The organism is Alteromonas sp. C1M14, assembly GCF_018860965.1.
Taxonomy (GTDB): Bacteria; Pseudomonadota; Gammaproteobacteria; order Enterobacterales; family Alteromonadaceae; genus Alteromonas.
Genome location: NZ_JAHKQF010000016.1, coordinates 95821 through 120672 on the forward strand (window position 1 = coordinate 95821; position 24852 = coordinate 120672).

The 24852-nt window shown below is 45.4% G+C and carries 23 protein-coding genes; 14 read left to right on the forward strand and 9 right to left on the reverse strand.

Translation table 11 applies throughout. From position 1 onward, the window contains the following. Window positions 1-2: 2 nt before the first annotated feature. The 8 genes from KO501_RS16195 to KO501_RS16230 all read right to left on the reverse strand — a co-directional run bounded on the left by KO501_RS16195 (window position 3) and on the right by KO501_RS16230 (window position 10378). A complete protein-coding gene (locus KO501_RS16195; protein ID WP_216030738.1) occupies window positions 3-839 on the reverse strand; it encodes a sterol desaturase family protein in 837 nt (278 codons plus the stop codon). Continuing rightward, window positions 832-1458 carry a CDP-alcohol phosphatidyltransferase family protein gene (locus KO501_RS16200; RefSeq protein WP_216030739.1) on the reverse strand — a complete coding sequence of 209 codons (627 nt, stop codon included), beginning with the start codon at window positions 1456-1458 and terminating at the stop codon, window positions 832-834. Before KO501_RS16200 ends, KO501_RS16195 begins: the two co-directional genes overlap by 8 nt. Continuing rightward, window positions 1455-2096, reverse strand: coding sequence for an ATP-binding cassette domain-containing protein (locus KO501_RS16205; protein WP_216030740.1), 642 nt, complete (start codon window positions 2094-2096; stop codon window positions 1455-1457). The genes KO501_RS16200 and KO501_RS16205 overlap by 4 nt, the downstream gene beginning before the upstream one ends. Then, the gene (locus KO501_RS16210; protein WP_216030741.1) at window positions 2080-3846 is read right to left on the reverse strand and encodes an ABC transporter permease; all 1767 of its coding nucleotides are present in this window, start codon (window positions 3844-3846) and stop codon (window positions 2080-2082) included. Before KO501_RS16210 ends, KO501_RS16205 begins: the two co-directional genes overlap by 17 nt. Continuing rightward, a complete protein-coding gene (locus KO501_RS16215) occupies window positions 3846-4982 on the reverse strand; it encodes an ABC transporter substrate-binding protein (protein ID WP_252728511.1) in 1137 nt (378 codons plus the stop codon). Before KO501_RS16215 ends, KO501_RS16210 begins: the two co-directional genes overlap by 1 nt. Before the next feature lie 37 nt (window positions 4983-5019). Then, window positions 5020-5808, reverse strand: coding sequence for a DUF547 domain-containing protein (locus KO501_RS16220; RefSeq protein ID WP_216030786.1), 789 nt, complete (start codon window positions 5806-5808; stop codon window positions 5020-5022). A gap of 64 nt (window positions 5809-5872) precedes the next feature. After that, window positions 5873-8026: a bifunctional TVP38/TMEM64 family protein/FAD-dependent oxidoreductase gene (locus KO501_RS16225; RefSeq protein ID WP_216030743.1), complete on the reverse strand. Its 2154-nt coding sequence runs from the start codon at window positions 8024-8026 to the stop codon at window positions 5873-5875. A 21-nt stretch (window positions 8027-8047) separates the two neighbouring features. After that, a complete protein-coding gene (locus KO501_RS16230; RefSeq protein WP_216030744.1) occupies window positions 8048-10378 on the reverse strand; it encodes a TonB-dependent receptor in 2331 nt (776 codons plus the stop codon). A 199-nt stretch (window positions 10379-10577) separates the two neighbouring features. Between KO501_RS16230 and KO501_RS16235 the strand changes: the two genes are divergently transcribed. The 14 genes from KO501_RS16235 (at window position 10578) to KO501_RS16300 (ending at window position 24444) form a co-directional block, all read left to right on the forward strand. Then, entirely contained in the window at window positions 10578-11003 is a 426-nt protein-coding gene (locus tag KO501_RS16235; RefSeq protein ID WP_216030745.1) for a hypothetical protein, read from the forward strand. 294 nt (window positions 11004-11297) lie between these two features. Next, window positions 11298-11873 carry a YSC84-related protein gene (locus tag KO501_RS16240; protein WP_252728513.1) on the forward strand — a complete coding sequence of 192 codons (576 nt, stop codon included), beginning with the start codon at window positions 11298-11300 and terminating at the stop codon, window positions 11871-11873. 333 nt (window positions 11874-12206) lie between these two features. Further along, on the forward strand, window positions 12207-13721 hold the full coding sequence (locus tag KO501_RS16245) for a DUF3360 family protein (protein WP_216030746.1): 1515 nt from the start codon (window positions 12207-12209) through the stop codon (window positions 13719-13721). 167 nt (window positions 13722-13888) lie between these two features. Further along, window positions 13889-14224 (forward strand): metalloregulator ArsR/SmtB family transcription factor, encoded by a 336-nt coding sequence (locus tag KO501_RS16250; protein WP_216030747.1) that lies wholly within the window; start codon window positions 13889-13891, stop codon window positions 14222-14224. A gap of 11 nt (window positions 14225-14235) precedes the next feature. Further along, entirely contained in the window at window positions 14236-14709 is a 474-nt protein-coding gene (locus KO501_RS16255) for an arsenate reductase ArsC (protein WP_216030748.1), read from the forward strand. After that, on the forward strand, window positions 14709-15425 hold the full coding sequence (arsH, locus tag KO501_RS16260; protein WP_216030749.1) for an arsenical resistance protein ArsH: 717 nt from the start codon (window positions 14709-14711) through the stop codon (window positions 15423-15425). Before KO501_RS16255 ends, arsH begins: the two co-directional genes overlap by 1 nt. 9 nt (window positions 15426-15434) lie before the next feature. Then, a complete protein-coding gene (gene arsB / locus KO501_RS16265) occupies window positions 15435-16454 on the forward strand; it encodes an ACR3 family arsenite efflux transporter (protein WP_216030750.1) in 1020 nt (339 codons plus the stop codon). Between the two features lie 182 nt (window positions 16455-16636). Next, window positions 16637-17626 (forward strand): DUF2931 family protein, encoded by a 990-nt coding sequence (locus KO501_RS16270; RefSeq protein WP_216030751.1) that lies wholly within the window; start codon window positions 16637-16639, stop codon window positions 17624-17626. A 209-nt stretch (window positions 17627-17835) separates the two neighbouring features. Further along, window positions 17836-19776 carry a TonB-dependent receptor gene (locus KO501_RS16275; protein ID WP_216030752.1) on the forward strand — a complete coding sequence of 647 codons (1941 nt, stop codon included), beginning with the start codon at window positions 17836-17838 and terminating at the stop codon, window positions 19774-19776. Window positions 19777-19796: 20 nt separating this feature from the next. Then, the gene (locus KO501_RS16280; protein ID WP_216030753.1) at window positions 19797-20909 is read left to right on the forward strand and encodes an HmuY family protein; all 1113 of its coding nucleotides are present in this window, start codon (window positions 19797-19799) and stop codon (window positions 20907-20909) included. Window positions 20910-20961: 52 nt separating this feature from the next. After that, window positions 20962-21807: an ABC transporter substrate-binding protein gene (locus tag KO501_RS16285; RefSeq protein ID WP_216030754.1), complete on the forward strand. Its 846-nt coding sequence runs from the start codon at window positions 20962-20964 to the stop codon at window positions 21805-21807. Between the two features lie 2 nt (window positions 21808-21809). Then, complete coding sequence (locus tag KO501_RS16290) at window positions 21810-22892, forward strand: iron ABC transporter permease (protein WP_252728515.1); 1083 nt, start codon at window positions 21810-21812, stop codon at window positions 22890-22892. Next, window positions 22879-23682, forward strand: coding sequence for an ATP-binding cassette domain-containing protein (locus KO501_RS16295; RefSeq protein WP_289847314.1), 804 nt, complete (start codon window positions 22879-22881; stop codon window positions 23680-23682). The genes KO501_RS16290 and KO501_RS16295 overlap by 14 nt, the downstream gene beginning before the upstream one ends. A gap of 18 nt (window positions 23683-23700) precedes the next feature. Beyond that, window positions 23701-24444: a DUF2470 domain-containing protein gene (locus tag KO501_RS16300; RefSeq protein ID WP_216030756.1), complete on the forward strand. Its 744-nt coding sequence runs from the start codon at window positions 23701-23703 to the stop codon at window positions 24442-24444. Here the strand turns inward: KO501_RS16300 and KO501_RS16305 are convergent. Then, a complete protein-coding gene (locus tag KO501_RS16305; protein WP_216030757.1) occupies window positions 24441-24776 on the reverse strand; it encodes a hypothetical protein in 336 nt (111 codons plus the stop codon). The genes KO501_RS16300 and KO501_RS16305 overlap by 4 nt on opposite strands. Window positions 24777-24852: the final 76 nt, after the last annotated feature.

Here is a 24852-nt window from a genome sequence, read left to right on the forward strand (position 1 = left end):
TATTAGTGCTTATCTTGATTAGCGGTCGAGGTAGACCGCTTTGATGGGTCAGGCTGGTGAAATGGCATAGCGAGCAATGACCATAATCCTGCATTTTCTCGGCTTGGGGGGTAGTTCGCTTGGCCAATCTCTAATTGCTCGTCCTGCTTTTCCCCCCGGGCTTTATAACTGCCAAATAATTTATCCCACCAAGATACGCTAAATCCAAAATTGCTGTTAGATTCGTTTAATTGTTGGCTATGGTGAATACGGTGCACCCGCTGGGTGATTAGCACCTTAGATAAGATGTCATCCCATTTTTGCGGTAATCGAATATTGGCATGGTTGAACACCGCAAAAGCATTAAGGCCAATTTCAAAAATCACAATCGCTTCGGGTGGACAGCCTAACGCCACGACCACCAACGCTTTAATCAATAGGCTCAGTAAAATCTCCAATGGATGAAACCGTAAACCTGTGGTGGTATCCACATGGCCATCAATATGATGGACCTGATGTAAGCGCCATAACAAAGGGATGGTATGAAAGAGACGATGTTGCCAATAAATAGCAAGATCCAGGGTCAAAACCCCTACCGCAATACTCAGCCACAAAGGGACAGACAACAAGTTAAATGCCCCTATATGTACTTCTTGAGCCCACAGCGCTACGCCCACCAAAGTAATGGGTAACGCAAGGCGACTCACCAGCGCACCCACCACCACCAACCCCAGATTTCCATACCAGCGTACTTTACGAGTTAAAGGGGCGTGCCGCGCAGGCAAGTAACTTTCAAGTACGGCCATCACGACAAAAATGCCGACAAAAAAGGATAGCCGCCAAAATACTGTATTATCCATTTTTTTCTACTTTTACCAGGGTATTAAACCCACCCGCGATACGGGTAACAATCGTAATGAGACACGCAGCAGAAAAAACATAAGCAAGCACAGGAAACCACTGTGGCATCAAGCAAAATAAGATAAAGACCACAATGGTTTCTGTCCCTTCTGTCAGCCCTTGCATGTAATAAAAACTCTTACTAGCAAATTGTGGCCGCTGAATATGGTATTTTTCTGCGGCAATAGCAAAAGCTAAAAAACTGCTGCCTGTACCGATAAAGGCGGCCAATAACGTTAACGCTGGTACGCCCCAATTCACTGGGTCGGCAATACCGAAAGCCAAAGGAATGGAGGCGTAAAAAAGAAAGTCTAAACAGATATCAAGGTAGCCACCAGCACTACTGCTGCTATTCTGAAAGCGGGCTAACTCTCCATCTAGTCCATCACAAACACGATTGAGCCCGATAAAAAGTAGCGCGAATCCCCATGCATTTAGCAAAATAGCCGGCACCGCTAGCATGCCAAGGACAAAGCCAGCAACGGTGATATGGTTGGGGCTTGCTCCTTTTTTATCGAAAAACGCGACGACAGGACGAAGCAAAGGCTTTATAAGCGGTGTGATTTTTGCGTCTATCATAGTGACACCTCAATGATTTCGCCATTTGCACTATTAGCATCTTCCATATCATGGGTCACCATTAGCGCTGGCAAAGAACGATCTTTTAGTTGTGCAAATACCCATTCTCGGGTTTGCTGTCGTAGCGTGGTATCAAGCTTACTGAAAGGTTCATCTAACAATACCGCCTTCGGATTGGCGGCTAAAGTACGCAGCAGGGCTACCCGTGCTTGTTGCCCCCCCGATAGAGTCTGCACAGCACGATGCCTAATATCAGACAGCCCCACTTTACTTAACTGCTCAGCAATAAATGCCTGCACCTGGTCTCGTCCCAGTCGTTTTTGCTCTGTTTTGGGCATAGCGAAACGAATATTGTCGCTGACGGTAAGGTGCTCGAACAACAAGGGATCTTGATAGAGCATGCCAATCTGACGTTCGTAAGCAGGCATGTCATGTACCCCTTTACCATCCACAATGACCTGGCCTGTGGTTGAAAAGGGCGCTGAAAGTTGACCACTAATGGCATCCAATAAGGTTGACTTCCCTATTCCTGATGGCCCCATTACCGAAGTAACCATACCGGGCAAAACATGGGTAGAGACCTGTAGCATTAAATGGTTGTCTTTATAAATAGCTAACGCATCAAGGGTTAGACTCATAGACTTTGACTCCTTGACTGCTAGGGGTTGCTTGTAATGATGGCTTAAAAAAGAGATTAGGTAACCACCACGCTAAAATAAAACCGCATAACGGCATGATGATCTGCACCACCACATACACGGCGCTTAATCTGCGGCTGCTTCCCGATGCCGCGGCCACGGCTTCGGTGGTGACGGTGGCAATATTGCCACCGGCACTCAATAAGGTCGGTAAATACTGGCTAAAACTAATGGCAAGGCCGAGGGCGAAAGCCACCGCAATGGGGGTGACTAACATGGGTAATTTAACGGCGAAAAATACCGTTAACGGTGTTTTACCTAAACCGTAGGCCACTTTTATATAGCGTGGATCGATTCGCCGGTACGCGATAGCGAGAGAGATAAAGACATAGGGCAACACGTAAATCAGGTGGCTAACAAATAAATGTAGCCATGTCAGGCTGGAAAAGTACATTTGCTGGAACCAAACCAGTCCAAATAGAAACGCTACCCCTGGCACCAATAGCGGTAGGTACAAGGTAATATGCATAATTGAACGGTCTATACGAGCCAGTGCTGGCGACATCCCCTTGGTCATTTGCACCTCCCCTTCCAACGCCAAAAGTACCAAAATGACCGCAAACACCGTCACCCCAAACGCCAATAATACGGAGTTCCCTAAGGGAACCGCCAAGCTTCGCAACGCGGTTTGCCAATGAATAAAGGTGACGCCTTGCGGTAACATATCAGCATAAGGCCAATAAGTTGCCACCGACCAAGTAAAGACACTCCCCACCAATAACAAGGCGATAAGTGCATACACACCAATGACAACGGCGGCAAATAATGTGAGGCCCATGTCGCTCCATTGACGTGTACCCGACAACAAAATACGAGGGCTGCATTTTGCCACGCCCCGCTCACCTAAATACCAGAACAAGAGCGCAGCCAATGTAACAATCAGTTGTAACACCGCTGCGGCGGACGCCTGAAATCGCATAGATAAGTCTACATTGTTAAACCATCGTAATACCGCTACGGCTAACGTGGGAGGATCGTTAGGGCCAAGAATAAGGGGAATTTCCACATTGGCAGTGGCAAACGCCAACACCGCCAATAGGGGCATGCGGATATGAGGGTAAATCATGGGGATAACGATTTTAATAAAAGCCGTAATATGGCTATAGCCTAAAGACTGCGCCACCTTTAAATAGGCTTTTACTTTTAATTCAATTTGCGGTTGAGACAAGGTGCTTAACAGCATCAAAAAAATAAACGGCAATTCTTTTAGCGTTAACGCCAAAATAATAGAAAAACCGTAAGGGTCGTAAGGAAAGGCCCAATCCGGTGGCAACGGATTGGCCGCGGTGGCATCACTAAACAAGCGAGCGAGCCAGCCAGAGGGGGATAAAATAAACAAAAATGCGATGGCAGCAGCTGCATGGGGAACCACCAACAAGGGACTGAGCAAATGTTGAATTCGATTTAACCAGGCCCGTTGATAAAACACCGCCACAAGTAAAAGTGCACCACCTAAGGCCAACAGGGTGGCGAATATACCAGTACTAAAGGAAAGCCAACTCATGGTGACTATGTTGTCGTTAGCGAATAATTGAGAAAAGGGTTTTAGTGAAACCGCCGTTTCCCCTAGCGCGGGGAAAAAACCAAATGCCGGCATCAATACGCCAACTAGCCCAGCAAATACAGGTAAAATGAGAATGCACATAAACATCATGCGCATGGTAATGGAAAACCGGTGAAAGCCTGACATTAAAAACGCTCTCCGTAGCGAGCAAACCAGGCTTCCCGCAATTTATCTGTCCAACTGGCATGAGGCTCTGGCAAAAGTTGGTAAATTCCCGAAACCGGTAACGCAGAAGGATGTAAGGGCTCACTTTGAAAACGGGCTTGTTGCATAGGATTCAGTGCAGCCATATCCAGAACCGTCTCGTCTCCCCATACAGCAATTTTTTGTTTTTCTGCTTGGGCCTCGGGAGAAAGCAAAAAATTCACCACCGTTTTGGCTTCTTCTGGGTGGGCGGAATTAAAGGGAATACCGATAAAATGGACGTTACCAATACTGCCATCTTGCATAGCGTAGGTACGAATGCTTTGGGGTAAATCATATCGTTTCACCGCGCTGGGAATTTCTGAGGCGGTAAATGAAAATGCTAACAGAAGCTCACCATCGCTCATTAATCGCTGTAGCGTGGATGCTTGGCTTACCATGTAATCACCGCCTTTCCACATCAACGGGTGAAGTTTATCTAAAAAACGCCATAAAACTTCACTTCGTTGTTTAAAAGCAGTGTCAGTAACCGGTTGATAAAACACATCACGATGATCCGGATTTAGGGCAAGAAGGGCGTATTTCAAAAAACTAATGCCAAGATAATCATTAGGTAACGGATAAGAAAACCGTTTGGGATAACGCTGAGCAAATTGCAACAGTTCATGAAGGGTTTTAGGCGGCGACGAAACATAGCGCTGGTTATAATAAAAAACCATGGCCGCTTTCCCCCACGGCGCTTCTTGCCCTTTTGTAGGTAGGCCAAAATCCGTCACCATTGCCGTGTTTTTTTCCGGCAAGGTGAGGGGAAAGTTAGCCAGTTGGCTAACCCAGTTTTGTAGTAACAAGCCATGTTCACTCATGGCAGCAAAATTTTCACCATTGATCCAGATAAGATCCACACTACCCTGATTATCATTACCCGCAGCTTTCTCGGCTAAAACCCGTGACACTGCGTCACTGGTATCTGCCAACTTCACATGATGCACTTTAATACCATAGCGTGCTTCAACTTGTTCACTGACCCATTTTAGATAGCCGTTAACCTGAGCACTGCCACCCCAAGCATGAAACTGTACCGTCGCCCCTTGCATATTGGCGCTATAGAGAAAACCCATAGCCAATATGCTCAGGCGACACGTTGTCCACAGCAACCTAAGGCTTGCTAACATCGTTTAACGACCAATCGTAATCGGAAAAGCGAATGTCGATATCATTACCAATCAGGGCATCTTGTTGTGTGGGCGTTAATCCCAGTGCTTGATGGTATTGCGCCAGAAAGTCAGCCAACCCCTTATTCCCATTCATTTCAAAATCATCACCATACCAGTCAAATATTTTAGATAGCGTTAAGGTTTTGCCCTCTGCGTGATTACGAGATCTATCCGACAAAAAACGCTGGGTTTGATCTGCTAATTGCATCTCGAGTTTGTCACCCGTGTAGGCCTCTTCTCGCAACGCAGGACATCCTACACTGGCACAGTTAACGGCAAAATGAATGCGAGGTTCATTGTACTTATTGTCGCCTCGTATAAGACCGTGTTCAATACCATCTAATGTACGTTCCTCACCTAACAATGGACCGATATCCTGTTTCCACGGGGAAGACAAAAAGCTACCTAACTCCCGAATAGATGACAAATCTGGATAACGAGACAAAATAAGCTCAATGGTATAGGCATTATACGCATTAATTAGAAAGGCCAATTGGGAGTGCTTAGGCCATTGCTTAAATTGGGCTTCGGGCACCGCAGCCAGTTGCTCAAGGTACTTTGTCAGCGTCTGCCGATCGTTGGCAAAACCGGCATAATCAACCTCGGTACTATGGCCGTTGTTGATGGGGTGCACATACTGCTTAAGCAAAGTATCCCAGCTTTCATGCAACTGTGCCGGCGCAAGGGACTGGGTTGCCCCGTGACTTGGCATGACAAAAAAGCTGAGCATACTGACAAGCAAAAACATGACAAAGGTAGCTGGATTTGGGGAATACTTCATACCAACTGACATATTAACCCCGACGCCAAGTATGGAACTTCTCTACCCAACGTAATAACCGTTCAGGTTGATGGGCGCGTTTCCAGTTTCCAGCGGTATATTTAGCCCCTTCAGCCCAAGTAGGATAAGCATGGATAGTTCCAAGAATTTTATTTAGACCTAAACCATGTTTCATGGCTAATACGAACTCAGCGATTAAGTCTCCGGCATGCTCAGACACAATGGTAACCCCTAAGATCTTGTCTTTACCCGGTGGTGTAAGCACTTTAATAAACCCTTTGCCTGCGCTTTCAGCAATGGCTCTATCGAGTTCTTCAAATTCGTAGCGGGTGACTTCCACTTCGATCCCTTGCTCTTTGGCATCACTTTCACTTAAGCCTACACGGGCCACTTCAGGATCAATAAAGGTTGTCCATGGGATCACCCGATAATCGACTTTGAATTTTTTAAAGCTGCCAAATAGGGCATTTACTGCTGCGTACCATGCCTGATGCGCCGCCACGTGAGTAAACTGATAAGGTCCCACCACATCGCCAGCAGCAAATATATTCGGGTACAAGGTTTGTAAATATTCGTCGGTTTCAATCGTTCTATCAAACTGAATACCCAGCTCTTCAAGACCAAACCCGTTGAGACGGGCTTTACGCCCTACTGCAATAATGACTTCATCGTATGCCAGGCTGATCTCTTTGCCTTCATGTTCGACAATAAGCACCCGCTCGCCTTCATGTTGCTCAAAGCGCAATGCCTTATGCTGAGTCAATACGTTGACACCACTTTCAGTTAACACCGTTTCCGCAAATTCGGCGACTTCTTGATCTTCCCGTCCCATTAGGCGCTCAGCCAATTCAACTTGAGTCACCTCACTGCCTAAGCGTGAGAAGGCTTGAGCCAGTTCACATCCAATAGGGCCACCGCCAAGGACGATGAGGCGTTTAGGCGCATCTTCCAATTGACCAAAGTGTGACCACAGGGTGTCAGACGTTAAGTAACCACTTTGCTCAATGCCAGGTAATGGCGGTACAAAGGGGCTTGCGCCTGTGGCAATCACAATATTTTTGGTTGTCAGCGTTTGTTTTTCACCGTCGTTACGCTGAATTTCCACCGTCCAAGGGTCAAGGATCCGTGCGTATCCTTTTACCACATCCACACCTAGTTCCGTGTATCGCTCTACACTGTCATTAGGAGCAATCGCTGCTATTACATCATGTACTCGCTGCATCACTGCTTTAAAAGAAAAAGTTGGCGTAATGTTGTTCAGGCCATATTTTTCAGCGTTACGCATCTGTTGGGCGACTTTCGCCGTTTTAATAATCGCTTTGCTTGGTACGCAACCGTAATTTAAACAGTCTCCGCCCATTTCACCGGCTTCCACCAAGGTGACTTTCGCTTTTACCGCAGCGCCAATATAGCTGGTTACTAACCCACCCGCACCGGCACCAATGACAACCAAATTACGATCAAATTTGGCAGGTTTTTTATATTCTTTGTAAACACGACGACCATTAACCACAGCAACAATACCTTTTGCAATCCACGGGAATATCCCGAGTAAAATAAATGACAGAATAAGACCAGGAGATAAGATCCCTGATAAACTCTCGATTTGTGCCAGTTGTGTACCAGCATTAACGTAAACGACTGTACCAGCCAACATACCAACCTGGCTCACCCAATAGAATGTGCGGGTTTTGATGCTGGTAAGACCCATAAGTAGATTAATCAGAAAAAACGGAAATACTGGTAACAATCGCAATGTAAACAGATAAAAAGCGCCCTGCTTTTCAACCCCTTCATCAATGCGTTTTAGCTTGTCACCAAAACGTTGTCTAACGGTATCTCGCAAAATAAACCGAGCCACCAAAAACGCTAGCGTTGCACCTAAAGACGACGCAAAAGAAACAATGATCAGCCCTTGTAATAAGCCGAATAACGCGCCTGCTGCCAAGGTTAAAATGGCAGCTCCCGGCAACGAGAGGGCGGTAACCGCCACGTACAAGGCAAAGAAAATACCAATGCTAAGCAAAGGGTTTTCAGCAATACTGGCCTGAAAGTTAGCTAAGGAGGCCTTCATGCCATCCAAAGTCAGATAGGTATTTAAATCAAAATAGAAAAAACCAACAACAACTGCGGCAATAAGCGCAATCAACGCGAACTTCTTATACATTTTTATTACTCCACTGTGCGCTTAAAACGCGTATTGCATACTCGCTTGTAGATGTCTGGGTAAATTGGGCATCACCAAGGTAGCGCCAAAATACCCCCCTTCGAACACGGGTTGCCAATTTTCCTCATCGGTTACATTCAGCACATCTAAGCGTACGCTAAGCGCTGGACTAACCTGATAATTGGCATTAACGTCGACATTAATTTGATCACGTATTTGTACCGTGCCAAGAAAATCTAACGGAAACGATTTAGTATATTGACCGGACGCACCCACTAAAACTTTCTCGGATATGTGCCAGGCGGCATTAAAAGAAACAATTTGCTCCGGAACACCTTGAATTCGGTTATCTGAAGCGGCAAATGTAGTAAATGACGGCGAACCAATCCCCGTACCTTGAATGATGTCTGGGCGCGAGTTATCAAACGCATCCGCCACTTGTGAGGTATCCTGAAATGACACCGAATCATCAAAGCGAGCGTCTAGATAACTGTAGCTTCCATTTATCCAAAATGTATCATTTTGATAAAATGCTTGTAGCTCAACACCTTGAGACTTTATCCCGCTGTTGCTGCCGTCGCGGTTACGTAAACTACGGGTTTGGTCAAACAAAGCGGCTTCAGCATACCAATTGTCGTCAGGCGCATATTTAATGCCCACTTCATAGAGGCGGTTTTCGGTAGCAAAATTCAGCGGATTAATCAGATTATCGGCACCTAATGCCGTGCCCCCCGCCATGCTGTTGGAGGTGGCTTCATTTTCTGATAGCGCGGCATAAATATTCAATGCATTGCTGAGTTTATAGGACGCACTTAATTGGTAGCTTAGCAAGGTATCGCTATGGCTATCCGATGCCGCCACCACATCTTCTGGCGCCAGTGGGTCGTTAGCGGTAACGTCGTAATAATCAATACGCACCCCAGCAATGGTGGAGAAGCGATGGGTCCATTGGGAACGCTGTTGTAATACCAGCCCTGTTTGCCACGTCGTAGAATCGGTGGTATCTGACAAATTATAGTCCCCCGTTCCATCGCCGTCTAAATCATATTGACCACCGGGTGATACATACACATTCGGCCGCAGTTCGATTAGCCTAACTTTTTGTTCATCGGTCAGAGGGATCACCCGGTTTGACAATGGGCCGGTGAGATCCACAGGGTTATCTGCCTCAGTGGTAAATTGGCTATATCCCAGCACATCGTTATACCGCAGTGATACGCCGAGGGTGGTAATTTGGTTTTTATTGTATCTGAAGTCTAACTCTGTACGATTTTCAAAGGTACTGGCGCCGTCAATGATTTCCACGAAGCTATTGGTGGCGATTTCTTCACGATTGAGGTACTGAAAATAAGTAATATTTCTTAACGTAACCGTGTCGTTAACTTCATGAATAAGTTTGCTGCGTAGTAATGTAGTGTCTGCATGATTGATATCGTCAGGGTGGGTGTACACCAAACTACGAGAAATCACTACTTCACCGGTGGGAGAAATAATACTGCCTGCAGCAGGCACAGTACTACCGTTACTTTGCACACCCTGCCCGGTAATATATAAGTTATGGTCAATGAGGGCTTGTGTTGGTCGATTTATGCCTGCAATGTCAGGATAGTCAGCATTATAATATTCAGCACTGAGATCCCAGCGGCTATCATCAGAAGGGGCATAGCGATAGGCAACAAAAACATTTTGGCTTTTCTGACTGGCGTAATCAAAAAAACTCCCCTGATCCAGCCTTTCGGCACTAACACGAATACCGTGCTTACCTTCCTCGATGGCAGTACCTATATCCACACTGGCAGAGTATTGATCCCAACGACCTGCTCGCAATGCAATTTCGCCCGACGTGCCAGACAAAGGGGCCGTTTTGGTTTGCAAATTAACAAAACCACCATTTCGTTGGGTGCTTCCGAACAAAACTGGCGAAGGTCCTTTAACCACATCGATTTGTTCCACACTATTAAAAGATAGTGGCAAACCAAACCCGTTGTTTCCTGCTTGTCGTCTTATACCATCTTGAAATAGCTCTCCTAATTGACCTCTAATACTGGGTAAACTAGGGGTGCCAAATCCGCTAGAGGCATAGGCATTGGGGGCAATTTTAGCGATATCATGAATAGTACTGATGTTCAGCGCCTCTATCATTTCTGCTGACAAAGACGTCACCGAACGGGGCACATCAAAGGCACTCAAACCAGGGCCAAATATGCCACTCAATTCATTATCATTAGGATTAAAGCTAGGCATCCTTTGTTGACTACCTACCACTTCAATCAGTTCTATGTCATCACTCGTGGCGACCTCCTGGGCATTAACAGCGTAACTAACAATGAGTGCGAGACTCGACAATGCCATCCCCCTGCTAATCAAACACCTTTTTAAATACGCCACAGTTAATACCCTTACATTTTTTTACTTTTCGATTCATTGTTCATAAAGACCTTCCCCTGTCTTAATAACTTTCAGTATGGTTAAAAATTCTTTTTACGCGAATTTTGAAATAAAAAACCTGTCCGCCCGTTCTATATAAACTTCATTCACCATAGGAAAATTTATGCAATCACATCCCTCTAACTTGCAACATCCCCTGGCTTCACGATTAAGCTGGGCTTTGTTAGCTATTCGCCTTTCGCTTTTTCTTGTCATGTTCGTTTGGACATTAGACAAATTTGTAAACCCAGCCCACGGGGCTCGCGTTTTTGAAGTCTTTTACGGTATTGGTGGTGTACCCGAAATCGCTGTATACATTTTAGGCGCAGTACAACTGGTATTGGTGTTTTCTTTTCTGGCTGGCATTGCGAAACGTTGGACTTATGGTCTGATTTTCCTATTGCACGGAGGCTCAACCCTCTCCGCTATTAATCTGTACTTTGATGCATTTCATAACTTGTTATTTTTTGCCGCTTGGCCAATGTGGGCAGCCTGTTTTACCTTGTATTTCTTACGAGATGCAGACACCCGCTTTACCCTAGGTAAATAGACTTTACATCTATATTTCATTACCCCGAGTTTCATTTAGGTATACTGATACTCGGGGTTATTGTCGTTACCCTATCGTGCACCCGCCCCCAAAGAGGTGTCAGTTAAAGGTGACACTTTGCCTCGATTTATTATCTCAGCGCCCCGCTTTCAAGTATTTTTTATAGTAAACTTAATAACATAGAGTCAGTGGCGTAACTATTGCTTAAACTAAGGCTATAGTTAACTTAATTTTTATAATTAGCTTTCTTCGATAGAAAAAAACGAAGAGATAACGGGATATCAGGAGTAAAAAATGGGCGTACAATCATCTTTTTGGCAACGTGTGGCAATTATTGCTGTCACCCTTAGTCTTGCCAGTTGCGCTTCCATGGGCACGGGTACTATCTCTGAAAAAAGAGAAGCCATTTTAACCATGCAAGACACCGCATTAGCGCAGTTATTTAAGGAAAAGCCCGATACCAAAGCTCAATTGCAAAACGCGCCCGGCTTTGCGGTATTCAGTAATGCCAACGTGAATGTTATTTTTCTTGCCGCTGGCACAGGTTATGGGGTGGTAAATAATAATCACACTGGCCAAAAAACGTATATGAATATGGCAGAGGGCGGCGTTGGCCTGGGGATTGGCGCAAAAGATTATCGCATCGTTATGGTTTTCCATACTCGCAAAGCTATGAATTATTTTATTGAACAAGGATGGACGGCTGGCGGCAATGCCGATGTCACTGCTAAGGCTGGTAACAAAGGCGTCGCGTATAATGGCGAGGGTTATTTCGGTGATGTTACCGTTTATACCATGACTGAAAGCGGCTTAGCACTACAAGCAACGGTAAAAGGCACTAAGTTTTGGGTAGATAGTGCACTTAATTAATACCGGGTTGTGAGTACAATCCTCGTTCCCCCTCATTTTCACTCATCTTTGCCTAAGCATTGGCTTAGGCAAAGGTCTATATAAGACCAATAGCTTATATGCACATGTAAATACAATGTTACCAATGTGAAAAACTCTATTTCCCCACACATCTCTCTGCAGTCATATACCACAACGGATAAAGTCGTCTGCACCAATGCCTTGTATTTTCTCAGACTATAAAAGCACCAAATATGTATTAATTAGGTTAAATTATTAACACAATAATAACTTTCATAACTTTTTTTGTACTTTAGTATGCCGGTAGTCAAGATTGAAGCCCATGGAGTAGCAATGACTACCAACAACACATCTACCGAACAGGCTGGTAGAGACACGATCAACAGTGCGTCATCCGTCGACGATAATTATCAAAGTAAACACCGTTCAAGTGCTTCATTTGAATCTCGCGACGACTATTTATGTCACGAATTGCAAATCATGTCTCCGAAACGTTGGCGGCCTAATTGGCCATTTAAAGATTACCGATTTGAATGGGAAGACACGATCCCAGCCATGGCAGCAACCATAGGCAAGGTAGTCATGGTAGGGGCCATCGCAGCCACTTTTGCAGGCCCTCTAGGATTAGGCGATTCTTTCGTACTGGAGAATGTCAGGTATGAATTAATCATTGTTGCCTTTTTCATTGTTTTATTTTCTGGATTTATTTTACCTACTGCGAATCTGGCAGGTACCCACGGTCCACTCATTCCCCTGATCCCCTTAGTGGTTGCCGCCGGCGGTCACCCCATGGCATTTGGCCTATTAATCGGCATCTTTGGCTTTCTATTGGCAATAAGTAAAGGCGGGAGTTTGCTGGCCAACCTTACCAGTAAAGGTGTTTGCGGCGGATTGCTTCTTTACTTAGGTTTTATTGGCACAACATCGCAGGTTAAAAAACTCTTCGCGTGGTCAGAGGGAATTGGCATGTCCCACATTTCCTTTGTGGTCATCGCCTGCACGATTATTTTGTATGCCCTGTTAGAACACTGGAAAAAACGCTGGTTAGCTGTGCCATTAAGTTGCTTACTTGGTGGCGGTTTAGCCTTTGCTATGGGGGCGCCCTTTGAGTTTCATACAAGCCCTGGTTTTCCCAATATCAACCCCATGTATTGGTGGGGTGAAAACACCGGCTGGATGTTAGGCTTACCCAGTGCCGAAAGTTTTATTGTTGTGCTACCTTTTGCCGTATTAGCGGTGGCGATGTGGTCGCCCGATTTTCTGGGACATCAGGTGTTCCAAAAAATCAGTTACCCTGCTCGCACTGAAAAAGTACAAATGGATATAGACGACACCATGGTCAGTGCCTCAGCGCGCCAAACCGTCGGGTCTATTTTAGGTGGAGCCAACTTTGCGTCCTCTTGGGGAACCTACATTGTACCCGCGGCGATTGCTAAACGCCCCATCCCGGCAGGCGCTTTACTCACCGCCTTATTCTGTGTTGTTGCCGGCATTTGGGGCTACCCAATGGATCTTGCTATTTGGGAACCGGTGTTATGCGTTGCGCTAGTGGTAGGTGTGTTTATTCCACTACTTGAGGCCGGTATGGAAATGACCCGCGAGGGCAAAACAACCCAGTCCGCCGCCATCGTGGTATTTGCTTCATCTTTGGTCAATCCCGCTTTCGGATGGTCTTTGACCATGTTACTCGATAACCTAGGTTTAATTGGTTGTAAAGATAGAAGCGCGGAACTAAGTCGCGCCAGTCGTTGGATCATACCTGGCATCATGTTTTTTGTACTTACCGCCGTTATGGCACTGGTGGGCTTATTGCCGGGTATTCCAGCCATTTTGGAAAACTTCAGATAGCATCAACTGCCCTATCCTCTCTTAAAAGCCAGAGCTTCGTCTCTGGCTTTTTGCTATTCAAGCCGGTTTTAATGGCAATGATTGGTTATGACGACTTATAGCGGCATTGACATACCCATCATCACATGCAAATATTCACATATGTAATTTAAAACATATGTGGATATATGAATCCCACTCAATTTTTTAAATGTCTGTCCGATGAGTCCAGACTTAAATCTGTGCTACTTATACACCAGTTTAATGAGGCCTGTGTGTGTGAGTTAATGGAAGCACTGGCAATGGATCAACCCAAAACATCCCGTCATCTCGCCTCCCTTCGCAAATGCAATATTTTACTTGATGAGCGCCGAGGGAAATGGGTGTACTACCGTCTTCATCCCGAATTACCCCAATGGGCCTATGAGGTCATCGCGAAAACCGCCGCGGGTACGGATTCGTTTATATCTAATGCTGCCGTCAAATTTAAACAATGCCAAATAAAACGCAACGACTGCTGTTAACAGGAAACCTTATGAAGATTCTTTTTATTTGTACCCACAATCGCTGCAGAAGCATTCTTTCTGAAGCTATTACCAATAAAATTGCTGGCGGTGTCATTGATGCGCGCAGTGCAGGCAGTCAGCCTGTGGGCGAAGTCCACCCACTATCGGTTAAGTATCTTCAACAAACCGGATATCCAACCGACAGCTTAAAAAGCCAATCATGGGACGAGTTTGAAGATTTTCATGCCGATGTGGTGATCACCGTATGTGATGCTGCCGCCGGTGAAGCCTGCCCAGTTTGGTTTGGAAAAAGCATCAAAGTCCACTGGGGTTTAGCAGATCCTTCAAAAATCGAAGGCAGTGAAGAAGACGTAAAAACGGCGTTTTTAAACACCATTAAAATTATTGAACAACGCGCAACTAAATTAGCCAAAATTGCCACACAAGATCTCGATACGGCCTCGCTAAAAGTCGCGTTAAATGACTTAGGAGCCCAGTCGTAATGAGTCAAGATCTCTCAACTCCGAATATCGTTGAAGCCGAGTGGAAAACCCCTTCCCAAGCGCAATTCAATATGACGTTTTCAACCCACAAACCGCGTATATTACTCATGTATGGCTCGTTAAGAGAGCGTTCCTACAGCCGCCTTGTGGTAGAAGAAGCAGCGCGGATCCTCAATAAATTAGGCGCAGAATCCCGTATATTTAATCCTCACGGCTTACCGCAAACAGACACCGAAGATGAATCACACCCCAAAGTTCAAGAGTTACGGGATATGGTTATCTGGTCTGAAGGCCAAGTGTGGTGTTCACCAGAAAGGCACGGCTCCATGACCAGTATTTTCAAAAGTCAGATAGATTGGATCCCGTTAAGTTTAGGCGGTGTGCGACCCACCCAGGGAAAAACTCTAGCCGTCATGCAAGTATGTGGTGGCTCCCAATCCTTTAATACGGTCAATCAGATGCGTGTTTTAGGTCGCTGGATGCGTATGGTCACCATTCCTAATCAATCTTCGGTCCCTAAGGCATTTCTCGAGTTTAACGAGGAGGGACGCATGATCCCTTCACCGTTTTACAATCGCATTGTGGATGTGTTGGAAGAACTAATGAAATTTACCCTGCTGTTGCGGGACAACAAAGAATACCTTGTTGACCGTTATTCCGAACGGGTTGAATCAGCGGAAGAACTTAGTAAACGGGTTAACCAAAAATCAATTTAGGACATAATAATGGGATTTTTTGAACGTTATCTTTCTGTGTGGGTAGGCCTTGCCATTCTAATTGGCCTGATTGCAGGCAGCATGTTTCCAGGGCTGTTTAGCACCGTTGCAGGACTTGAATTTGCGCACGTTAACTTGGTTATTGCTGTGCTGATTTGGCTAATGATTTACCCGATGATGGTGCAGGTGGATTTTTCCTCCATTAAAGATGTGGGCAAAAAACCCAAAGGGTTAATATTAACTTTAGTAATCAATTGGTTACTAAAGCCTTTTTCCATGGCGTTCTTAGGCTGGCTGTTCTTTAAGGGGATTTTTGCCGACTGGGTCGACCCACAAACCGCATCAGAATACATCGCCGGCATGATCCTTCTGGGCGTTGCGCCTTGCACCGCCATGGTATTCGTATGGAGTCAATTAACCAAAGGTGATGCCAATTACACGCTGGTACAAGTCTCGGTTAACGATATCATCATGATTTTTGCTTTCGCACCTTTAGCGGCATTTCTATTGGGCGTTACCGACATTACTGTGCCTTGGGATACGTTGTTACTGTCCGTTGTCTTATACGTGGTGATCCCCTTAGTTGCGGGTGCCATTACCCGTAAAAAACTGGATAAAGGTGATGATCACACCAAACTGAACGGCTTTTTAAGCACTATGAAGCCTTGGTCAGTGGTGGGCTTACTGTCAACGGTTGTGCTGCTGTTTGGTTTTCAGTCAGAAACCATCATTGCCGACCCCCAAGCCATAGTGCTTATTGCCATTCCATTACTGATTCAAACTTACGGTATCTTTGCCCTAGCTTACTGGCTAGCCAAGCGTATGGGCTTAAGTCATGATATTGCCGCTCCGGCATGTATGATTGGCACCTCCAACTTCTTTGAACTGGCTGTGGCCGTGGCCATTTCTTTGTTTGGCCTGCATTCAGGTGCGGCATTAGCTACCGTTGTGGGTGTATTAGTAGAAGTACCGGTTATGTTGTCATTGGTGTGGTTTGCCAACAAAACTAAGCATTGGTTTACACCCTAATTCATTTAGAGGTAACGTGTAACTATCTATTAAATTATTCTCTTTTTGAATGCTCTATGAGCAGTTGGTTATGACAACTTGCCAAACTTTTTCAATTGGGACATAAAACGCAGAGGAGTTGCGACATTTCATTTTCAAACAAAACCATGGTTTTTGCTTGTGGACTTTTATTGGTAAATAATATGGCCTATTGTCAAGACAGAAAAAGCCTCGCTGTTAAAAAGTTTGCATGGCAGCCAACGGAAAGCGCGCCAAAAGCGTACCCTATTGAAATTTATCGTGGCATCATCACCTGTGAAGACGGAAGCACAGTCAATATTCCCTCTGGTGGGCGCACGGTCCATAACGGTTGGGGAGAGACAGGCTCTACCTATGTCGTGGGCGACGACGTTAAATCTATCCCCAAAACACTGCACATAACTTGGTTATCATTTATCGAAAATCAGTTCTACACGGGTAACTTTCCATTACCTGTTGAGCAAATAAAAAAGTTATTTGAAACCGGCTATACCGATCACTTAGGCAAGAAGCAAACCTATTCGTCAGTGGTAGTGGGAATGGCGCCTAAAGGACATGTTTCGGTGTGGTTGCTAGGCGCAGATAAATCCGTAGAGATCGGTCATTTTAAGGCTCATCAAACCACCGTTAGCATGCAATCCTTTAATCCCAGCGGTATACAAGATCGCGCCAAATACGTAGCGGATACACTTGCCTATTGGTCGGAAAAAGAAGATACATATCAAGAAGGTAAAGCAGATGAGGAAGTCAATTGGAGTATCTTTCGTAGCACTTACCCATGGAAATTAGATTATCAGTTCACGCATACCGGAACACCGGCTGAGATACGGGTGAAATTCTTTAACGGAACCCATTTTTATTTTAAAACCTCTAACCCTGAAATCAGAGACTATACCAATTCTGCCCTTCCTAAAGCCATCGGCTATAAATGGTATGATGAAGACCATAATAAATTTGGCGCGGATATTACCTTTGATCACCAAGAAACAATGTCTGCTTTTAAAACGCTTTTTAGCCATACCGATATTGAAACAGCCACTCTGAGTATTACCGTTGACAACCATAACCAGTCGGTGGAGCTAGTATTAAGCTCGACTGAAGACTCAGTCAAGCTAAGCAACACCACTATCAAGGTTTATTCTACATCTGACTGAGGGTCGCCATTGCGCAGCTTAGATATTGTTTAATCCCCAATTTGCCGCATAAGAAAAAGATAATCGTTATCATATCAATGAGCAATGGCCCTAACGCAAAGCTCATTGCGTTTTCAATGTAAATAGTGTGATAAAAAACATTTAGTTGTTGCAAAAATCGATGGCCCACCTTAGGATCAAAACAACAATCATTATCATTTGCGCTACTAATGCGATTTAACCTTTCACTTGTTTTTATTAGCTTTATTTCCATTCATGCTGGCGCAGGGGAACTCGCGGCAAATGCTACCGCGCCGGAAACTATCGTCGTAACAGGCACTCGTACTGCCAAAATGCTGTACAACTCGCCGGTAAAAGTGGATGTGATAGCACAAGAAACCATTGCACGGCTTAGTCAGGGTACGTTAAAGCAACTGCTCGATATTATGCCTGGTGTCGTAGTCTCTAGAAGCATGAAAGATGGTTATACCGTTCAATTGCAAGGTTTCGCGGCCGACCGTGTGCTGGTTTTAATGGACGGAAAACCCTTGGTAGCCCCCACAGGTTCAGCCGTGGATTTAGACCAAATTAGCGTCAACAATATTAAACAAATCGAGATAGTAAGAGGGGGGGCGTCGGTTTTATATGGTAGTTCAGCCATGGGTGGGGTTATTAATATCATTACCCAATCCCCTGAAGCGTCCCAAGTCAAACTCACCTACCAGCTTTCATCTTACCTTGACAATGCCATTGATGACGATGAAATCGGACAACTCTTTCGACTACAAGCCGATCATAGCATTGCCAAATGGCAAACCAGCCTTAATGTTCAGTATATTGATGATCCCGGCTTTGACTATGATCCATCCTCGGTTGCCCAAAGTGGCGGAGCCGTAGACAAAACCTTTATCCATCTGGATTTAAGTCGTCAATTTGATGCCATAAAATTCAGCACCAAAAGCCGTTGGTTTGAAGAACAAAAAGACAAGGCCATCTCTACCCTACCCGGTCAAACCAGTTTACTAAGGTATCTGTCTGATGTTCGTCAGTGGCAACAGGATGTGGATCTTGTTATCGACAAAGATTGGCAAGTCAGTGCCCGGGCGTTAGGACATGAAGAAACCAGTGGCTATTCCAATGCCCTGCGTGACACCCATATTTTGCTCAGTGAAATTGATGCGCAAAAAGTATGGCAAGGCGATTACGAGTGGATTGTCGGCACCGTCCTTCATCAAGACAAACTCGATCAGGTTAACTTAGCCACCAACAGCACAGAAGTGGACGATGCCCAGCGGGAAAGTGTAGAAACCTACGCCCAAGTGAATATTACCCAGCAAACCCGTCAGTGGTTACTAGGCAGTCGCCTACAATACGACAGTGATTTTGATTGGCATCAAGCATGGCGCGGCAGCGTAAGCCAACAATGGCAAAGTGACCAGGTAGATTGGCAAATGCGCATGGGCCTAGGGCAAAGTTACCGAGTCCCTAATTTAAAAGAACGCTACTATATTTTTGATCATAGTAACCTAGGTTATATGATCATCGGTGATGAAACCCTAGAGCCAGAAACAGCCAAGAACCTCAATATCGGCTTACAAATTCGTCCTAAATGGCAATCCCAATGGCAAGTCACCGGGGATATTAGCGCCCACTACACCCGCGCCAAACAATTTATTACCACAAGCTTAGATGCAGACCTATCCCAAGAGGCAGGGCTTGATGTGTATGTGTATGAAAATATTGATCAAGCCACCATTTCAGGCTTGGATTTTGCGCTGGATATGAAAAATGACAGCCAGTCATGGCAGTTAAATTATAGCTATACTCATGCCGTAGATGGCGATGAACAGCGCCTTAGCGAACGCCCTCGTCATTTGATTAAAGCTTCATACACACAGCAATTCACTGCCTTTGACGCAGATCTTCAAATATATGCGGTCTCAACCTTTGACGAAGCCCCTGATAGTAGTTACGACGGGGTGTACAAAGACGATACCCACACCCTCAACGCTCAATTTCGAATGAATTTTACCGCTCATTTTAATGCCCAACTCGGCATCGAAAACATTTTTGATGAACATCAAAACTCTCAAGCTGTAGCACAAGGTCTATTTGACGCTAGGGACCTAACCAGTCGCCGTCTTACCTTGGGGATCAGTTACACACTTTAACGATTAAACATGGAGTAATCATGGATTTTAAAGCAACACTCATAGCAAGTGCGCTGGCACTCAGTTTAACCGCTTGCGGCGGCAGTGGTAGCAGTTCGAGCAGTGATACGGAAGCGAATACTGATACTGATACCAATACCGAGACCAGCGACACAAGTATTTACGGGCCCTTTAGCACAGGTACAGCCAGCGAGCCAGAAACCGTCTATTTTGATTTAGACACCATGACGACGGTCGCTATCACCGATGACGAGGCGAGTAATAATACCACCTGGGATATCGCTTTTCAGCGTACCAGCATTTGGTTGAATGGCGTTCAAGACACTCCCGTAAGTATGTATTTCACCGCCAATAACAGTGATTTTTACGACGATGACGGTAATGCCCTCGGCGACCGTTTTTTAGCTGCTACGGCAGACTCAGAGTTAGATGATTTCACGGCAGTAACCAGTGCCGACATTCCAGCTGATGAAGAATTTACCGCGGATATTGCCTCCTCGGTTATCGGTACCACTTTTTATAACTATGACACATCCTCTCATGAGGTTACTGCCGCCAGTGACGCCTATTACATCGTCTATTCGGATAGTAATTACACTCGTTTCCACGTCACTGACATTACCACCAGCGGTTACTATATTAGCGAAATCACGTTTGGTATTGAGCACCAAAGCGTACTTGATGGACAAAGTGAATTCGGCATTGAACAATCTTTAACTTTATCTACCAGCGGCTGTAGCGACAACATGTACGTTGATTTTGATACGCAAACCACCGCTACCGTATCTGACGATTGGGACTTAATGCTGACCTGTACCGATGGCGGCGCTGAGTTTGCATTGACCTTGGCCGATGATGCCACTGTGATGGCCACTGATGGCATGACCTACACCGGCATTGATACCGAAGCGGCCCCTTATCTTGCCTTTACGAGTGATAGTTACACAAGCTATGCCTTTGATGCATACCCTTGGTATTACTACGACAGCACCAGTCACTTGTTGTATTCACAATACGGCGTGTATTTGCTGAAAGTGGGCGCCGAGACCTTTAAATTCCAAATCACCAGCTATTACGACGAAGATGGCACATCCGGCAGCTACAGTTTCCGCGCCGCGGCTATCGAAGAATAACCCTAAGCATATAATCAGGGCTTGCTTTGCAAGCCCTAATGGGAATTGATTCATGAAGTTACTACTTATTGTACTGGTCTTGTTCAGTACCCCCAGTCTTGCCAATGAACCACCTCTGCGCATTGTGTCGGCTGGTGCCAGTGTCACAGAAATACTCTTCGCTCTTGAACGAGGCAATCTTGTTATTGCCACTGACAACACCAGTCTTTACCCCGAAAAAGCCGCTGCCTTGCCAAAATTGGGCTATTTTCGCCAATTAAGCAGTGAAGGTGTGCTAGCGCAAATGCCCTCTCACCTATTTGGCGCAGCCGCAACTGGGCCAAAAAGTATGATTGAACAACTAAAAGCCGCCCATGTCACGGTGAATATTTTTACTCAAAACCGAGATATGGACGGCTTATATGCCATGATCAGCGCCATCGCTGATAAGGTTAATGCATCCGACCAAGGTAAAGCACTTAACAGGCGCATAAAGAAACGTATCGCGACGTTAAAAGAGCAAGCTAACCACCAAGGTATTGAAGGAGTGAAAGCGTTATACATTGTTGCTAATACTGATCGTGGACTCACGGTTGCCGGCAATCACACCCTACCCGATGCGCTGTTCACCGAATTAGCTCTGGAAAATATAGCCCACAGCCTTGATAACTTTAAAGTGATGAACAACGAACAAATTATGTTAGCTAACCCTGATATTATTTTTGTGGCCAGTCATTTACTTGCAGGAGCCACCGCAAAACAAGATTTATGTGGCCATGGGGCTATCAAGCAAACCTACGCAGGTAAGCATTGCCTTGTCGAAGCCCTTGATAGCGCCACCAGTTTAGGGTTGTCTCCCCGAATTCCTGACACATTACAACGCATCCTGTCCTTAGCAGTGCAAGTAACCAAGGACTGATTTTGGCACCGTCTCTGTCTGTGCAATACGATCAAAACACACCATCAAGTGACCGTATCTTGCGTTTGCATCAAACCCGTATACGCTGGCTATTACTCAGTTCCATACTGACCATACTCGTTGCATTAATGTCCCTATGGGTGGGGAGTTATCAGATCCAATTACCTGATGTCGTGGATTTTCTTTTCCAACCCACTGACCAACCCTTAGGCCACCAGCAACAATGGTATGTACTGAGTCAATTGCGCTTACCTCGTAGTTTAATGGCAAGCTGCATCGGTGCGCTGCTAGGCATGTCAGGATGTGCTATGCAGGGGCTGGTGCGTAATCCGTTAGCAGATCCGGGCTTGATCGGCATTTCAGGCGGCGCCGCAGCGGCGGCAGCCGCGAGTATCGCATTTGTACCCTTGCTCGGTGCAAGCGCGTTATTTAGCACCTCTCTAGCCGCATTTTTAGGCGCATTACTCAGTGTTGCCATTGTTGTTAGAATGGCAAAACAGGTACAAGGGCTCACAGTGGCAACGTTAATTCTTGCCGGCGTAGCAATTAACGCCTTTAGCGGCACTATCATTGGTGCCATCAGTTATATGGCCGACGACGACGCGCTACGACAAATTTCTTATTGGACCATGGGCAGTCTAGCCGGTGCGAACTGGCAACAAGTTTTGATGCTACTACCTTGCTCACTTATTTGCATCCTGCTGTTTTGGCGCACACGTCATGGATTAAACTTATTTGCCTTAGGTGAACAAGATGCCGCAAGCATGGGATTAAATGTAAAGCACACTAAGCGAATGATACTCTGGACCATTGCTTTTGCGGTGGCAATTGCTACGGCCCTGTGCGGCATTATTGGTTTTGTTGGTTTAGTGGTACCCCATATATGCCGAGCACTCATTGGCGTTAATCATCGTTACCTGTTACCCGCTAGTGGTATTGTAGGAAGCCTGTTGTTGTTAGTTTCCGATATGCTATCTCGTACCCTAATCAGTCCTGTAGAAATTCCCATTGGCATTATTACATCCGCTTTGGGTGCGCCCTTTTTTCTTTATCTACTGTCCAGACAAAAATATGCCTATAACTAAACCCATTGTGACGCTAAGTCAGGTATGTGTTTCACGGGGTAACCGTGAGCTTTTAAAAAATATAAGTGGCCAGTGTTCCAGTTACCAAATGACTGCAATTGTAGGTGAAAATGGCTGTGGAAAATCAACCCTACTTGGTGCCCTTGCTGGTACCACTTTTCAAGGTGGTCAAATCACCATATTGAACCGAAACATTCATGAATGGTCGGCAAAATCACTGGCCCAACATCGCGCAGTCATGCAGCAACAAGCACTGACGCCCTTCTCCTTTTTAACCGATGAAGTCTTATTACTTGGCCGCAGTCTATATCGAGAACCCATGCGCCAACGACTTGGATGGTTACAACAAGTTGCATCATGGTTGTCGTTGGAACCTTTACTAGGACGCGATATCCAAACCTTATCCGGTGGGGAAAAACAACGGATTTTTCTCGGTAAAGCCTTAATGCAGTTATTCAATGAAGGGAGTCTAGCGAATGCCCAACCAGACCTAGACAATAAGCTACTGATTCTTGATGAACCCACCTCTGCATTAGACTTTCGCCACCAGCGAGATGTAATGCAACGTTTAGATAGCTTAACTCGCCTTGGATTAACCATTATCTGCGTGAGTCATGATATTAATTTAATTTCACCCTACTGCCAGCAGATGTGGATTTTGGGTGACGGACAGTGTTTGGCTCAAGGAAATACCCGAGATGTATTAACCGTACCGACCCTGTCGCGCTGTTTTCATACTCAGGTTGAATTGCTTCAACGTGAGAACAAGCCGCCACTTGTGACGCATTAACTTTTTAGAGGATTTACTATGTCTATTCAGACTCTAGCCCAAGAGGCCAAACATTTGTGTCGTCGCCAACATTCTGGCGTGTTAGGCACCCAATCCACGTCAATGCCTGGTTACCCCTTCGGTTCCATTGTTCCTTTCGTCATGGATCACCACGGCGACGTACTTATTTATATTAGCGACATCGCATTACATACAAGAAATTTAAAAGCAGATAATAAAGTCAGTTTAACGATTTTTGACGCCACTGAAGCTGACTCTCAAGCTAATGCTCGGGTAACAATTATGGGAAATGCCGAATTAGCTGATAGCGAGGACAATGAACGGCTGTATTTTCAGCTATTTCCCCAAGCCAGAACATATCAACAAACCCATGATTTCCATTTTTACAAAATTAAAACCGTGCGGGTGAGGTACATCGGTGGGTTTGGCAAAATTCATTGGATAGATGCGAATACGTGGCATACGCCACCGGCCCAATGGCATGAATCTAGCCAAAGTATGATTGACCATATGAACCAAGATCATCAAGACGCCATGGGCGAAATTCTACGCCACTACGCCAATGTAAAAAGCACAACTATCGCCATGATCAGTGTGTTTGCAGAAGGGGCTCACTATCTCACTGATGAGCAGAAGATTACCTTTATCCCCTTCGAAGAACCGTGCACAGATGCAATGAGTATTCGCAAAGCGTTGGTTAACCAAACCCATGCGGCAAGAGCGGCTAACGAAGTAAAGCACGATAATACGATAACCTCTTAAATGTAAATATCCAGGTGTTTAATTCCTTTGCTATCTTTTTTACTGTCAGCATCGGTATTGTCGCCTGCAGAGCGACTCGCCGAATCAGCAACGGATGAGGACGGTGCAGGCTCGTTATCGTCTTGCTCTGATGACTCTTGTTTAGCGTCACCCTGGTGGCGCTCTTCCTGGGCTTTTTCTGTTACACGACGTTCCTCATCGTGTTCTTGACGCTCTTCTTCACTTAGCCCTTTGGTTTCAGAACTTTTGTCTATTTTCTTAACCCGATCATCCACAGTAACGGGAACCTTTCCTTCTCGGGGCAGGATGGGAAAAATAAGATCGTTTACCATGTGTACTCCTTAAACCCGTTACAAATATTTCATAAAAAGGGTATTTTAAAGTGAATATGGACCTAGATATACCTTA

Excerpts from the sequence above, each read along its gene's own strand:
- KO501_RS16195 (WP_216030738.1), bottom strand. The coding sequence starts at position 839 with ATGGATAATACAGTATTTTGGCGGCTATCCTTTTTTGTCGGCATTTTT.
- KO501_RS16200 (WP_216030739.1), bottom strand. The coding sequence starts at position 1,458 with ATGATAGACGCAAAAATCACACCGCTTATAAAGCCTTTGCTTCGTCCT.
- KO501_RS16205 (WP_216030740.1), bottom strand. The coding sequence starts at position 2,096 with ATGAGTCTAACCCTTGATGCGTTAGCTATTTATAAAGACAACCATTTA.
- KO501_RS16210 (WP_216030741.1), bottom strand. The coding sequence starts at position 3,846 with ATGTCAGGCTTTCACCGGTTTTCCATTACCATGCGCATGATGTTTATG.
- KO501_RS16215 (WP_252728511.1), bottom strand. The coding sequence starts at position 4,982 with ATGGGTTTTCTCTATAGCGCCAATATGCAAGGGGCGACGGTACAGTTT.
- KO501_RS16220 (WP_216030786.1), bottom strand. The coding sequence starts at position 5,808 with ATGCTCAGCTTTTTTGTCATGCCAAGTCACGGGGCAACCCAGTCCCTT.
- KO501_RS16225 (WP_216030743.1), bottom strand. The coding sequence starts at position 8,026 with ATGTATAAGAAGTTCGCGTTGATTGCGCTTATTGCCGCAGTTGTTGTT.
- KO501_RS16230 (WP_216030744.1), bottom strand. The coding sequence starts at position 10,378 with ATGGCATTGTCGAGTCTCGCACTCATTGTTAGTTACGCTGTTAATGCC.
- KO501_RS16235 (WP_216030745.1), top strand. The coding sequence starts at position 10,578 with ATGCAATCACATCCCTCTAACTTGCAACATCCCCTGGCTTCACGATTA.
- KO501_RS16240 (WP_252728513.1), top strand. The coding sequence starts at position 11,298 with ATGGGCGTACAATCATCTTTTTGGCAACGTGTGGCAATTATTGCTGTC.
- KO501_RS16245 (WP_216030746.1), top strand. The coding sequence starts at position 12,207 with ATGACTACCAACAACACATCTACCGAACAGGCTGGTAGAGACACGATC.
- KO501_RS16250 (WP_216030747.1), top strand. The coding sequence starts at position 13,889 with ATGAATCCCACTCAATTTTTTAAATGTCTGTCCGATGAGTCCAGACTT.
- KO501_RS16255 (WP_216030748.1), top strand. The coding sequence starts at position 14,236 with ATGAAGATTCTTTTTATTTGTACCCACAATCGCTGCAGAAGCATTCTT.
- arsH (WP_216030749.1), top strand. The coding sequence starts at position 14,709 with ATGAGTCAAGATCTCTCAACTCCGAATATCGTTGAAGCCGAGTGGAAA.
- arsB (WP_216030750.1), top strand. The coding sequence starts at position 15,435 with ATGGGATTTTTTGAACGTTATCTTTCTGTGTGGGTAGGCCTTGCCATT.
- KO501_RS16270 (WP_216030751.1), top strand. The coding sequence starts at position 16,637 with ATGGCCTATTGTCAAGACAGAAAAAGCCTCGCTGTTAAAAAGTTTGCA.
- KO501_RS16275 (WP_216030752.1), top strand. The coding sequence starts at position 17,836 with ATGCGATTTAACCTTTCACTTGTTTTTATTAGCTTTATTTCCATTCAT.
- KO501_RS16280 (WP_216030753.1), top strand. The coding sequence starts at position 19,797 with ATGGATTTTAAAGCAACACTCATAGCAAGTGCGCTGGCACTCAGTTTA.
- KO501_RS16285 (WP_216030754.1), top strand. The coding sequence starts at position 20,962 with ATGAAGTTACTACTTATTGTACTGGTCTTGTTCAGTACCCCCAGTCTT.
- KO501_RS16295 (WP_289847314.1), top strand. The coding sequence starts at position 22,879 with ATGCCTATAACTAAACCCATTGTGACGCTAAGTCAGGTATGTGTTTCA.
- KO501_RS16300 (WP_216030756.1), top strand. The coding sequence starts at position 23,701 with ATGTCTATTCAGACTCTAGCCCAAGAGGCCAAACATTTGTGTCGTCGC.
- KO501_RS16305 (WP_216030757.1), bottom strand. The coding sequence starts at position 24,776 with ATGGTAAACGATCTTATTTTTCCCATCCTGCCCCGAGAAGGAAAGGTT.